The organism is Oligosphaera ethanolica (genome assembly GCF_030814695.1).
GTDB classification, from domain to species: Bacteria; Verrucomicrobiota; Lentisphaeria; order Oligosphaerales; family Oligosphaeraceae; genus Oligosphaera; species Oligosphaera ethanolica.
Genome location: NZ_JAUSVL010000001.1, coordinates 3,476,535 through 3,490,010 on the forward strand (window position 1 = coordinate 3,476,535; position 13,476 = coordinate 3,490,010).

At 61.1% G+C, this 13,476-nt stretch carries 6 protein-coding genes; 4 read left to right on the plus strand and 2 right to left on the minus strand.

Going from position 1 to position 13,476, the window contains the following annotated elements; translation table 11 throughout:
• The first annotated feature begins 115 nt into the window (after nt 1–115).
• The 4 genes from J3R75_RS12010 to J3R75_RS12025 all read left to right on the plus strand — a co-directional run bounded on the left by J3R75_RS12010 (nt 116) and on the right by J3R75_RS12025 (nt 11,284).
• Complete coding sequence (locus tag J3R75_RS12010; RefSeq protein ID WP_307261842.1) at nt 116–7,597, plus strand: PKD domain-containing protein; 7,482 nt, start codon at nt 116–118, stop codon at nt 7,595–7,597.
• Between the two features lie 392 nt (nt 7,598–7,989).
• Entirely contained in the window at nt 7,990–9,441 is a 1,452-nt protein-coding gene (locus J3R75_RS12015) for an NAD(P)/FAD-dependent oxidoreductase (protein ID WP_307261844.1), read from the plus strand.
• Nucleotides 9,438–10,769 (plus strand): NAD(P)/FAD-dependent oxidoreductase, encoded by a 1,332-nt coding sequence (locus J3R75_RS12020; protein WP_307261845.1) that lies wholly within the window; start codon nt 9,438–9,440, stop codon nt 10,767–10,769. Before J3R75_RS12015 ends, J3R75_RS12020 begins: the two co-directional genes overlap by 4 nt.
• Nucleotides 10,766–11,284, plus strand: a complete 519-nt coding sequence (locus J3R75_RS12025) for a DUF1667 domain-containing protein (RefSeq protein WP_307261848.1) — start codon at nt 10,766–10,768, stop codon at nt 11,282–11,284. The genes J3R75_RS12020 and J3R75_RS12025 overlap by 4 nt, the downstream gene beginning before the upstream one ends.
• 33 nt (nt 11,285–11,317) lie before the next feature.
• Here J3R75_RS12025 and J3R75_RS12030 read toward each other — a convergent pair whose 3' ends face one another.
• Both J3R75_RS12030 and J3R75_RS12035 read right to left on the minus strand, forming a co-directional pair.
• Nucleotides 11,318–11,542: a hypothetical protein gene (locus tag J3R75_RS12030; protein ID WP_307261850.1), complete on the minus strand. Its 225-nt coding sequence runs from the start codon at nt 11,540–11,542 to the stop codon at nt 11,318–11,320.
• Nucleotides 11,543–11,847: 305 nt separating this feature from the next.
• Nucleotides 11,848–13,164 carry an ATP-binding protein gene (locus J3R75_RS12035; protein WP_307261852.1) on the minus strand — a complete coding sequence of 439 codons (1,317 nt, stop codon included), beginning with the start codon at nt 13,162–13,164 and terminating at the stop codon, nt 11,848–11,850.
• Nucleotides 13,165–13,476 lie beyond the last annotated feature (312 nt).

Below are 13,476 nucleotides of genomic sequence, written 5' to 3' on the forward strand. Positions count from 1 at the left end.
AAAAGGCACAACAAAAGCGCTTCCGCCCACCCCTACGCACAGCGTCAGCGGGCCGGGGGCCGGTCTCACGCAGGAAAACTTTTTTTGAATAAAATCAAGTGAGAAAGATGGGCTAGTGCCGGCGACGGTGCTTGCCGAAGCGCCGGTGTGGCTTGACGCGGACGCCGTCGAAGTTACGAGCGCGCCGACCCGGGTGGAGATGCGGGAACTCTTTTCGGCGCGGGTCGCTGCGCTGCACGAGCCGCTGAGCTATTCGTGTGCGTGGTCCGATCCGCCGGCGGCGCAGGTGCGCTTACAGATGAAGGCTCCCGGGATGACGGCAGAGTGGAGCAGCGGCGAGCAGAGTCCCGAAGGCATTTACCTCTGGGACACGAGCGAGTTGGCCGACGGCCCATATAACTTGACCTTACAGTATTTGGATGCCGCGGGTGAACCGTTGGGTGAATTGAACAGCAGTCTTCACGTTGCGGCGACGATTGCAGTTCATGGTGGCGTTCTTGCCGCCAGCGAGCAATGGGCTGCGGATAGGTTGCACGTCGTTAGCGAGCTGGTTGTGGTGTCGGCCGGGATGACCTTGCGGATTGAGCCGGGTGCCGTGGTGAAATTTGAGAGTGGCGCGGGTATCGACGTCCTTGCCGGAGGCGAGTTGATCGCACTCGGGGTGACTTTTACTCACATCGCCGATGACTTGGTTGGTGGTGACACGAATCAGGATGGCAGCGCGAGCCTGCCCGCGCTCGATGCCTATCAGTTTAGCGGTACGGGGGTCTTGACTATGGACGCCACGACGGCGATGCACTACTGGACGGAACGCGTGTCGGGAATGATTAATGGTGATGTCACCTGGCTGCCGGGACGACTCTATTGTGTTGAAAATGACCTCACGCTAAGCACCGGCAGTACCTTGACCATACCAGCCGGAACGATCGTCCGGATTTGCTCGGGCTGTTCTCTGACCGTGCTGGAAGGGGCAGAACTGCGCGCCGTGGGCAGCCGTGCCCAGCCCATTGTGTTTACATCGTGGTATGACGATAGTCATGGCGGCGATATTGACGGTCATGACTGGGCACCGCAACCTGGCGATTGGGATTATATCAAGGTGCTTGGCACGGCGACCTTCCATCATGCGCAGCTACTGTATGCGGCTCCCCGCAATGAACAGGGCATTGTGCAAGCCATGATCGGTGGCGTCGTCAATCTGGAATCCTGTCTGATCGCCCATGCGAGGGTTGATGGGTTGTGGACCTGGGGCGGGTCCATCAACGTGAGCAACAGCGTGATCAGCGATGTCGGTAACGCCTGTGCGTCCTACGCTGGCCAGCTGCAGGTCACCAATTGCGTGTTTTACGATGTGTCCCGCCTTGCCATGTATTGGGGTGGTTGGGAGGGCACGATCAGTTTTAGCAATTGCATCTTCAACAGCCCGCAGGGCGAGTGGCTTAACACTGGTGGGTACGATGGCTACATGTCAGCGTTGTCTTTTTCCCATTGTCTCTTTTGGATGGACGGGGCGTCGGTCGCCCAACCATGGATGACGGTCGGTGAGAACGGCAATATCTGGGCCGATCCGCTGTTTACGGACGCTGTTGCGGGTGATTTCAGCCTGCAGGGAGGCTCGCCGTGCATTGACGCTGGCGACGGCAACGTCGCACCCGAGAAGGACGCCTTTGATAAGCCGCGGATGGATGTGCGTAAGGTCGTTGATACGGGCGTAGCGATGGCTGACGGGGGCTGTCCGGATATCGGCATCTACGAGTTTCCTGGCATATCCAGCGGTCCGGTGGCTGATTTGCGCGTGGAGGCGATCAGTGCGGCGGAGTCGGCGATGGTGGGGGACACCTTGACAGTGAGTTACACCGTCACCAATGTCGGCAAGGTGGCGGCAGGCGGCTTGATGCGCGACTCGCTAGCGTTGGTGGGGGATGTTCAACAGGGCGGCGAAGTTGTGCTAGTTGGAGACTGCCTGCAGAATCTGAACTTGCAGCCCGGGGAGAGTTGCGTGCTGACAGCGACCATGAACGTGCCGCCGCTGCGCAGTGGGTTGTGGTATGCTGAGGTTACCGTGAACAGCCAGACGCTGATCTACGAGCGCAATATGGTCAACAACCGTGCGCAGGCGGGGGGGACAACACATGTCTTTCTGCCGGAGCTGGGTATTGATGGAGAGACCTTGGTGCTGCCGTCGCGCGGGACGCTAGCTTACTCGCTGCCGTTGGCGACTGGAACTCCCGTTGCATTGTTGGTCAGCGCACCGGCGGATGCGTCCTTGCGGCTGTATGGGGCTCTGGGGCGGATTCCGTCTGCTGATCGCCACGACGCCCAAGGGATGACCCTAGCGGATGGGCGTATACTGCTGTCCCTGCCGCCGGCAGCGATGGCCTCCAAGCAATACGTCAGTTTTGAGAACGTCGGCGCGGCGCCGGTATTGGCGCAGGTGGAAGTGCTAGCGGATCAGCTGGCCGTCTTTGAGCAGAGCACATCGCGTTTACTGAACAAGGGCGTGGCTACCGTGGTGCTAACCGCGGTGGGACCGATTACGGGCGTGTTCCTGCAAAAGGACGGGGTGTCCAGACCAGCTGATCTGAGCACGGTCAATTCGGCGCAGCTGGCCTGCGCGTTTGTGGTCGAAGGGTTGCCTGCCGGACATTACGACCTGGACGTGCGGACAGCGACGGCGAGCGTCACTTTGCCGTCGGCGATTGAGCTGTTCAGTGACGGCACCGGGCCCATTCTGCGCGCGTGGTTGGAGATGCCGAGTGCGGTCCGCGACGGCCGCCTGAGCACCGCCTATGTCTGTTATCGGAATGAAGGCGATGCGGACCTGATGATGCCGGTATTCGAAGTTATCTGCCCTCCTGATGATATAACGTTACATGTGACTTTTTATGCCGATGCTGCTGGGATGCAGCGACGTGAGTCGCTGCGCGTGGCCGGCATCAGCAATGAAGGCCTTGCCGGTGTGTTGCCACCTGGTTGCGAGGGCCGCGTGCCGATATTTTTCCGCGCCTGGGGGCACTACCGGATTGTGCTGAACGAGATACTAGCGGGCGAAGAGGCGCCGCCTAGTGGCCTGTTTAGCAGTTGGGACGACTATTTCAATGCCATGGCCACTGCGGCGACCCGCCTGAATCGCCGCGGGCGCCCTGTGTGGCAACTCGATGATATTGAGCGTTTTGAACATTGGCGTCGTCGCGGGCAGCCCGTCTCGGCTATTTCTGGACATCTGTTCCATGCCGTGAGCAAAGAGGCTCTGGCTGGTTACGTGATACGCTTTCGGGACGAAAATGGTGTTGTCGTGGCGGAGACCACCACGGCCGCCGATGGCTATTTCCAGGTGGCGGAACTCGCAGCCGATGTTGAATATACATGGTCGGCGCTGCATGCTATCCCGAAGGACGGGGTATCGCTGTTATGTCTTCCGCACGATACGAATGACGTCGTCTTGCTGGCGACACCTCTTGGGGCGGTTCGCGGCGTGGTTGCTGCCACGGGGACGGACGAGCAGTTGGAGGGCATGACCGTGCTGGCCAGTGGCGAGGGCCTACCGCAGTACCAGGCTCAGACCGACGCGTTGGGGCGCTATATCATCCCGGGTATGATCGATGGTCTTTATGACGTATCTGTGCTCTCCGCCAATACTTACGTTGGGGCATTTCGGGCGGGCGTGGCCGTGTCCAGCGAGAAGCGCTGGGTGGAGGCGTCCTTCTCCTTGAGTCAAGGCGGTCGGTTGAGCGGGCAATTGCTGGGAGCGGGCGAGCCGCTGTCCCACGCGGTGTTGCGGGCAACCAGGTTGCTTGACGCCGCCGAATTCATTGCTGCCACGGATGCCGCTGGCGAATTCTGCTTTGACGGACTGGCGGCGGGGACCTACGCCTTTGCGGTTCGCGGTGGTGTCTGGCAGTTGCCGGCGGCGGAGACCGTGACCATAGCCGTTGGTGACGACCTCCGCCACGACCTGGCGGCCTTCAAGGCGCCGATCTTTTACGCTTTGCCGGCGGGTGGTGTTGCGCCACTGACCACGAGCTTCTGCGTGAACGATCTCGATCTGTTGGAAACGGCGCAGCGTTGGTCGTGGGATTTCAACGGCGATGGCGTCGAGGACAGTACGGAGGCCACGCCGTCATACACCTACAATGACGTCGGGACCTACGATGTGAGCCTGACCGTCATCACGGCGGCTGGCGAGGAATTGCACAGCGTCGGGGTGGACATGATTATGGTGGATGAGCCCATTCCGAATGTGATCAAGGACAATGTGGTGGTGGTTGATGAGGCGTCGGAGTACGCCTATGTCGCCCATGACGCAGAGACGCTGAGCCTGCGTCCACGGGTGGACCAGCCGACGGCGGTTCTGGCGGTCGGGACGGTCGTCACCGGGGTGACGACGGATCAGACGGCGGGCTTTGTTCGCCGTGTCATTGCCGTTGACGAGATGGACGGGTTTTACGTGTTGACGACGGTCGAAGCCGGTCTTGACGAGGTATTTGAGAGCATGCGCTTGTCTATGGTACTGCGATTGACGGAGGAAGACCTGCTGGCGGCTGGTGCGACGCGTGGGGCAGGTATCAGCACAAAAGTCACCAAGGGGGTCTCGTTTGCCTTGTCGGCCGAAGTGAGCATGGACATGAGTACGGACTTTCTCCCGAACTTCGATTTTGATATGCGCAAGCGGCCGGATGGCAGTTTTTACATGCGTTGTCTCGCCGTGAGCACCTTTAAGTTGCGGGAAAATGCGTCCTGTGAGGTATCGGGTGGCATTGCGAAGGAGATATCGGAGGACGTATGGACGTGGCGCAAGAGTCGGTTAGTGGTGGTCGGTGGGGTGCCCATCTTGGTTACTCCGGAGATAGTGCTGACCTTGGGGGGCAGTGCCGGCATTGATGGCAAAATCAAGGTTGGCACGCAGCAATTTTCGGCGACGCGGACAAATCGGGCGGGCTTGCTTTACGACCACGGTTTTCAGCCGGTGCTGGAATCAAGCACGACCACGGAGAGTGATATTGGCGACATCGAGTTCGACTTGTCCGGTGAGCTGCGAGCCTTTATCCGTATCACCGCGAGTGTGTGGCTCGACGGTTTTGCCAGAATTACCGCCAATGGTGAGCCTTACGTGGCCTTGCAGTTTGATTCCGACAAATACGAAGTGCGGGCGGTCGCCGGCATTAAGGTCGGCACCGCCGCCAATCTTATCGATCTTGATCTCTTCAAAGGGGTCCTGAATTTGGACGACATCCCGGATTTTGAGCTTGGCGTGAGCAAAAAGGACGATTTTAATACAACGGTACACACGTGGAAAGGGCCTCGGCCAGACTTCGAGGTCATTGGCGCCGGCCCGCAAGTCGAGCCCATGACACCCATTTTTTTTATTAACACGTCAACCGCGGGGGACTTCGGCAGCATTGAACGCTACCACTGGGACTTTGGCGACGGCACGACCTCCAACGAAGCGAATCCGCAGCATATCTATATCATGGATGGCACTTACCGGGTGAGTCTCACCGTCTACGGCACGATGGTGAGTGTGACCAAGCCCTGCAGTAAGCTTGTGGCGGTGGGCTACAAGCCGCCCGAGGATGAGGACGAGTATAATGAGTCGGAGTGGGAAGACGAGCTAGATCATGACGATGGCGGTGGTGGTGGTGGTGGTGGTGGTGGTGGTGGTGGTGAGTATAAACAGGAGAAAAACAAGCCCCATAGAAATAAAAAGGATGATCGCCGTAGCAAGACTGTCATATCCTTTGATCCCAACGAGATGGCCGGGCCGCTTGGCTTGGGCGATCCGAACACCCAGCGGCTGGTGACGCCGGGGCAGTGGCTGGATTACATCGTCTATTTCGAGAATCTGTCGACGGCGACGGCGGCGGCTCAGGAAGTCTATGTCGCTGCGGCGCTGTCGGAATACCTTGATTGGTCCACGCTGGAACTCGGCGAAGTCTCGTTCAATCAACAGACGGAAACGGGCCTGCTGGGGCGACAAGGCGGTGCACTGACGGTGGCGCAACGCGCATCGCCGTACCAGGTGAAGATCACTTTCGCGTTGGATGCCGGCACGGGCGTCGCCCGCTGGTATCTGCGTTCATTTGATTCGTCCACGGCCGATGGCTGGCCGGCCGAGCCAACGGCGGGTTTCCTGCCTCCCAATGACGACAGCCATCGCGGTGAGGGCCATGTGTCCTACCGGGTTAAAGTGCGGGATGATGCTCCCGCCGGAGTCAGAATCACCGCTGCTGCGGAAATTATTTTTGACCAGAACCCCATGATTCCGACCGATCCGTCCTGGTGGAATACCATCGCGGTGCCCTGTCGCGTGGCACTGAGCGGTGTCGCTGGCATGGATGATCTTATGCTCGTGCCTGGAGCAGCCTACGGCCCTTTGCCGGAGCCGGCGCCACGCGATAACGAGGTCTTTGCGGGCTGGTGGACCGAGCCTGATGGCGCTGGCATCCGTATTGCGCCAGAAAGCAATGTTCCCGAGGGCGGCGCGACCTTGTATCCTCATTGGCAGCCGTGCGCTCTCGGGGTGGTTAACCGGATGTTGGCGGGAAATGCCGTGGCGTTGAGTATTAGCCCGGCGCCTCGCGTCGACCAGTGGACCTACGCGGAGCACATACCCTTGGGGATGACGCCGGCAGGGCTGACCGGGCCCAACGCGGTCTGGGAGCCATCCACGAGTACAATCAGCTGGCAGGGTACGGGTCTGGCGACGCTGAGCTACGACGTGCCCTGGGCGGACGGGGCCTACCTGTTGTCAGGCCGCGCTATATTCAATGGCGAACTCGTGGCCGTGAATGGCCCGACCGTGCTCTTGCTTGGCCAGGTCAGCGACAGCGCCGCACAGCATACCTCAGCGGGATATTTCGCCGGCGGGCACTGCGTGGTGCAGTGCCGCCTTGCCGCGCCGTCGGTGCCGTCTGCATTGCGCCTAGACGTCACCGTGCCGGACGGCTGGCGTTTTGTCCACGCCGACGGTGCAACAGCGATGGCGACAGTGGCGCCTGCGCCGGGCGATCAGGGCACTTTGAGCTGGCAGTGGCCGGAAGGAGTTGGCGACTCGTTGCTTTTCAACTACGTGTTGGCCGTGCCCTACTGGAATAAAACCGCGCAAACAATCTCGGCTACCGTGACTGCGGGCGAGAGCGGTAGCGGCGTCGCTTTGCCGGCGCTGCAACTGCAGGGACTGCATGACGTGGCGCTGGCGCAGGGATGGTCCTTGTTGTCGTTGCCCTACGTTGCCGATGCGGAGACCTTTGCCGGCTTAATTGGCAACTACGGGCTTAAGCCCTGGGCATGGAATGGCACCAGGCGTTGTTATATGCATGTGCTGGCCGCACCGGCAGCGGGACAGGGCTTCTGGATGCATAGTGATAAGGCGCTGCACCTGCTGATACCAGGAATTCAGCCCGCCGCTGCGGATGATACACCGCTCGCGCCGGGATGGCATCTTGTCGGGCCAGCCGACGAGTGGGGAGAGCCCGCACTGCCTACTTTTTACCGGAACGAGGGGATATTTGCCTTGGACAGCACGAGGGGGCTCTATCGGCGCCTCTACGGGCCGCCATTTTACTTTGGTGGCGCCTACTGGTTGTTTCTACAGTGAGAGCGTGGCGGCTTTCTGTCCGCAGACTCGTTCTCTTGATCTGTTGACTACGCAGAATCACACCTAATGCCTATGTTGGCGGGGCCCCGGCCAACGACAGCAAATGACAGGGGCAGACCGGTTGCAGGTCCTTATGTCCTTTTTGCGTTGTCTTTTGTCATTATTCTTTAATACTTTTTTTCTCCAAGCTATTGTTTTGACTGTGCGGACAGCGTATATTTGTTAGCGACGTTCACAAAAACGTCATTCTATTCGCAAACGGTTTGGCCGAGAAATAGAGAGCCAATGCGTTGATGCCCCACAGGTGTGGTGTGTCGATGGCTGTTCTCTGCATCTCGGCCAAACCGTTTTTTTGTGCCCGGAATGGACCAATTGTGTAATCAGGGGCGGCAATGTTGGATGTACTGGTGATAGGCGGCGGCGTAGTCGGCTGCGCGGTGGCTCGGGAGTTGAGTCGCTGGCGGTTGCGCGTGGCCTTGTGCGAAAAAGGGGCTGACGTCTGCGTGGGCACGACGAAGGCCAACAGTGCCATCGTGCATGCGGGGCATAGCGCGAAGCCGGGCAGTCTGATGGCTGAATACAACGTACGCGGCAACGAGCTCTACGAACAGCTCTGCGCCGATCTGGACGTGCCCTTCCGGCGCAATGGCTCGCTGACGTTGTGCCTGGCGGCCGAAGACCGCCCGAAACTCGATGAGCTTTATGCGGATGGGATGGCCAATGGCGTGCCGGATATGCGTATTATTGGGCACGATGAAGTTCTACGCATGGAGCCCAACGTCAATCCCGAGGTGGTGGCGGCGTTGCATACGCCGACGGGCGGCATTGTCTGTCCCTACGAATTGACGGTGGCGCTCGCGGAGAACGCGGCGATGAACGGCGTCGAATTCCATTGTGAGGCGGCGGTTGAAGGCCTGACCAGCATCGTCGGTGGCGGTTGGATCGTCCATACCCGCAAAGGCGATTTTCGGACGCGGACGGTGGTGAATGCCGCCGGGCTCTACGCGGACGTCATCAACAACATGGTGAGCACGACGTTGCTGCGCATTACCCCGCGTCGCGGTGAATACTGGATGGTCGACAAGGCCTACGAGGGCGCCTTCACGGCGACGCTGTTCCAGCTGCCGAGCGCCATGGGCAAGGGCATTTTGGTGACGCCGACGGTCGATGGCACGATACTTATCGGGCCAACGGCCGACGACATTGACGACAAGGACGACCTGAGCACGACCCTACCCGGTCTGGAGCAGGTCTTGAAAGTGGCGAGCCAGACCTGGCCGGGGCTGCCGCGGCGCAGCATGATCACCAGCTTTGCGGGGCTGCGGGCGCATCTGCCCAGCCACGATTTCGTGGTCGGCGAGGCGCCCGGGGCGCCGGGTTTTTACAATGCGGCGGGCATTGAATCGCCGGGGCTGACAGCGGCGCCGGCCATCGCCGAAGCGCTCTGCCGACAGATCGTCGCTGTGTTGAAACCGGCGGCGCGGGCGGACTTCCAGTCCAAACGGCCGCCGGTGCGGCGTTTTCGCAAGATGTCGGACGACGAGCGGGCTGCGGCGATTGCGCTCGACCCGGCCTTTGGCAGGATGGTCTGCCGTTGCGAGATGGTCACTGAGGCCGAAGTGCGCGACGCCATCCGACGTCCCGTTGGCGCGCGCTCGGTGGATGGCGTCAAGCGGCGGACGCGCGCGGGCATGGGCCGCTGTCAGGGCGGCTTCTGCATGCCGCGGGTGCTGGCGATACTGAGCGAGGAACTGGGGGTGTCGCCCCTGGCGGTGACGAAGGACGGCGGTGCCTCGACCATTCTTACAGCGCGTCTCGACGGCGTGAAGGAGCAGAGCAAATGACGGCGCTGACCACGATATGCGATGTGCTGGTGATTGGTGGCGGCCCCGCCGGCATGGCCGCCGCGCTGGCGGCGCGCGCAAGCGGCTGCCAGGACGTGTTGATTCTTGAGCGCGAGTCCGAGCTGGGCGGGATATTGAGGCAGTGTATCCACACGGGCTTCGGCCTGCACATTTTCAAAGAAGAACTGACCGGTCCCGAGTATGCGGCGCGCTATGTCGAGCGGGTGAAAGAGGCCGGCATTGCCTACCAGTGCGACACGATGGTGATATCGCTGAGCGCGGAACGGGTGGCGACCTGCGTGAGTCCCAGCCACGGCCTGCAGCGCATTGAAGCGCGCGCGGTGGTGCTGGCAATGGGCTGCCGGGAGCGTCCGCGCGGCGCGATTGGCATCCCCGGCACTCGCTGTGCGGGCATTCTCAGCGCCGGTACGGCGCAGCGCTTTGTCAATCTCGAAGGGCTCATGCCCGGCAAGCAGGTGGTGATTGTCGGTTCGGGCGACATCGGTCTGATTATGGCTCGGCGCATGACCTTTTCTGGCGCCAAGGTGGAAGCCGTGGTGGAACTCATGCCATATTCCAGCGGCCTGAAACGCAATGTCGTGCAGTGCCTGCATGACTACGATATCCCGCTGTTGCTGAGCCACACCGTGACGGCCATCCGTGGCAAAGAACGCGTCACGGGCGTGACGGTCAACCAGGTGGACGCCAATCTGCGGCCAATACCCGGCACGGAACGCGATTTCGCCTGCGACACGCTGCTGTTGTCCGTGGGGCTCATTCCCGAGAATGAACTGTCCCGCGCCGCCGGACTGGAGCTGGACCCGATGACGACCGGCCCCGTCGTGGACGAGCGCCTGGAATGCAGCGTGCCGGGCATCTTCGCCTGTGGCAATGTGCTGCATGTTCACGACTTGGTGGATAATGTGTCCATGGAGGCCGAACGCGCCGGCCAGCAGGCCGCGACTCACGCGGCGGCAAAACGCGGCGGCACTACCGGCACTGGTGACAATGCCGGCGGCAATTGCGCGCGCATTGCGGTGCGGGATGGCGCGGGTGTACGCGGCCTGGTGCCACGGCGCGTGAGTGCCGAGGCGCTGCGGCAGGGGGCGTTGATCCTGAGTTTCCGCCCAGATCGCGTCTATCGCAATGCCGTGTTGCTGGTTGAGGCCGATGGGGTGGTTGTGAATCGCCTGCGCAAGCGCGTAGTCGTTCCTGGCGAGATGGTCGAGCTGACCATAAAACCGGAATTTTTTCTTGAAACGTTCCCTAAGCAAGAGTTATCGGTGCGGGTTGAGGCCGAAGATGGTCGGATTGGAGCGAAGGCATGAGCACAACGCGTGAAATTACCTGTATTGGCTGTCCCATTGGCTGCGCTTTGACGGCGACCATAGTCGACGGCGTGGTCACTGACGTCACGGGCAACGAATGCGGCCGCGGTCCCGCCTACGCCCGGCAGGAATGCGTGCGCCCGGAACGCATGGTGACGGCGCTGATGTTCGTGCCCGGCGCGTCTCGGCCCCTGAGCGTGAAGACCGCCCGGCCCGTCCCGAAAGACAAGATCAAAGACTGCCTGGAAGCGATCCGACAGACGCGGCCGGCGTTGCCGGTGCGCATTGGCCAAGTCGTGCTGGTGGACGTCGCCGGGACGGGTGTGCCCGTTGTCGCGACCTGCGATCTGGCGGCGCCCGCGCGGGTAGTCATCACGCCGTTGGCACGAGTCGCCAGTGCGGCCTGCGCGGGCGCAGCTGCTGCGGCGGCGGGTACCAAGCCCCGGCGAGAGGCAAAGGGCGTCGTGACCGCAGTGGCAGACAAGCAGGACGGCCGTTGCTGCGCTCGTAAATGATGCTGCGGCAGGCCCGAGCGCCGTCCCAGGCTTTCATGCGGGCATTGTTGGCGGTGTTGGTAATCGGTCAGTAACCACCCCGGTGGGGAAAACACCGGGGACAATTTGCAGGAAACCCACGGCCAGTCGCCGCCCAGCCATTACACATGGGTGGCTAACCAGTACACATGGGTGGCTAACCAGGCAGCGGATTTCATAGGAGCAATGCTCTTCACATAGCATGCGGCAATCGCCGGCGATGAGTTGATTGGTAACCATGCACAAGATCATTCGCCGAGGTTTTGAGCACCGAAGGTGCGCCCTAAGATAGCCCAGGGCAAGCGCCCGCAGGGCGCGTCGCCCTGGGTAAGGTGCCTCATTCCAAAAGAGCCCTGAAGGGGCGGCCAAAAAGACCAGCGACGATGGGTCACAGCGCAAAATTGCCGCAGCAATCAATGAGTTCCATTGCCTCTTTGTCACCAGGCCGACCATGTCGATGTCCACAACTCCACCACCGCCCCTCTCGCACCGTCCCATGTGCCATTCGCCGCTTCTACGCACGCGAAGTGTGGAATTGCGGCCGGTCACACCACGTCCGGGCGGAAATCACCGAGCGCCCCAGCGTAGTAGAGCGGCATGAAGGTCAGCCGTTGTTCGGGGCGCCGCGCATACGTGCCGGAGTAGAGTACCACCCCTTCCGGGCAGTTGGGGTAGGTATTGAGCATCAGGTGCAGGCTGCGCAGGCTACCACCCGCGCCGGACTTGACCTCGACCGGCACGATCTTGCCGCCGCGCACCGCCAGGTAGTCCACCTCGGCATTACTGCCGCGTGCCTCCCGTGCCCAGTAGAATAGCTCGGATGCGTGGTTGGCAATCAGTTCCTGGGCAACAAACTGCTCGGCAAGCTTGCCACGGTACATGGCCAGCAAATCCTCTTCCCGCATTTCCAGGTCCACCGGCACCTGGCAGAGATTCTGCAAGAGACCAATATCCAGCAACGCGGCCTTGAAGCGCTTGTCGTTGGCGCTCGCCCCAAGCGGCAGCCCGGACGGGTTGCACGAGGCGATCTTGTGGATCACCCGCGCCTTGCAGAGCAGGTCGAAGGCGCGACGGTTGGTGGGACCGGTGTGGCTGTCATCAAGGCGGGTGTACTTGACCTGTTCACCGACCTGGCGGGCCGTGCTCAAGAGCACGCTGTCCAAACAGGCGCGGTCGACACGCGGCGTGTACTTGGCAAAGTCCTCGCGGTACGAGCCAACAATCTCGGTCTGGGCCTTGAACGACTCCACCAGCGACTGCGTGTCGCGGTACACCTTCACACTCTCGGGCATGCCGCCCACGAAGAAGTAGGTCTTCAGCTCCTTCAGCAACTGCCGTTGGATGCCCGCGTCGACCTCTGCAGGATGCCGGGCAGCCGTTTCCGCCGCCACGTCGTTGCCGATTCCGAGCAGGTATTCGCGGAAAGTCATCGGATACAGGTGCAGGTATTGCACCCGGCCGACCGGGACGGATATCTCACCCAAAGCGAACTCCAGCAGCGAACCTGCCGCGATCACGTGCAGGTCGGGCAACTGTTCGTAGAAATAGCGCAACGCCATGACGGCACGCGGACAAGCCTGAATCTCGTCCAGGAAGAGTAGCGTCTTATCGGGCACAATGCGCTTGCCGCTATCCACTTCGAGACGCTGGACGATGACCTTGGGATCAAGGTTGTCCCCGAAGTGAACGTGCAGGTCGCGGCGCTTCTCCAGGTCGATCTTGACCATCGTCGCGAACTCCGCAGCCGCCGCGTGCTCAACCAGCCAAGTCTTGCCGACCTGCCGAGCCCCACGCACGATCAGCGGCTTGCGCCGCCGCGCGGCGATCCACCTCGCGACCTGTTCCTGAGCAAAACGATACATTGAGGCCTTCTCCCAGTTCGTTGAACGGTTTTTTTAGAAAGTCAAGGGACATTCTAACGCATCATCACAGAAATGCAAGGGAAGTTGGCGCTTTTCCGGGTTGATGCCGTAATCGATCAGCCTTTGCTACCAGCCGTTCCCGCTGCCTTTTCGTCCGGCAAGATGCAACTTGTCTGAAGACGCTGAAATACCGCCGGGACGGCGGCGTGGCCAGGATGAATGCCGCCGGGAGACGGCGGCGCTCCCAGGTGTCCATAGCGCCGCCGCCAATCAGTCCTACCGCTCACAGGCGTCGCCTTGGAGCGGCCAGTA

Bases quoted from the DNA above. Each gene is read 5' to 3' on its own strand.
- J3R75_RS12030 (WP_307261850.1), bottom strand. From the start codon at position 11,542: ATGGTTACCAATCAACTCATCGCCGGCGATTGCCGCATGCTATGTGAA.
- J3R75_RS12035 (WP_307261852.1), bottom strand. From the start codon at position 13,164: ATGTATCGTTTTGCTCAGGAACAGGTCGCGAGGTGGATCGCCGCGCGG.
- J3R75_RS12020 (WP_307261845.1), top strand. From the start codon at position 9,438: ATGACGGCGCTGACCACGATATGCGATGTGCTGGTGATTGGTGGCGGC.
- J3R75_RS12025 (WP_307261848.1), top strand. From the start codon at position 10,766: ATGAGCACAACGCGTGAAATTACCTGTATTGGCTGTCCCATTGGCTGC.
- J3R75_RS12015 (WP_307261844.1), top strand. From the start codon at position 7,990: ATGTTGGATGTACTGGTGATAGGCGGCGGCGTAGTCGGCTGCGCGGTG.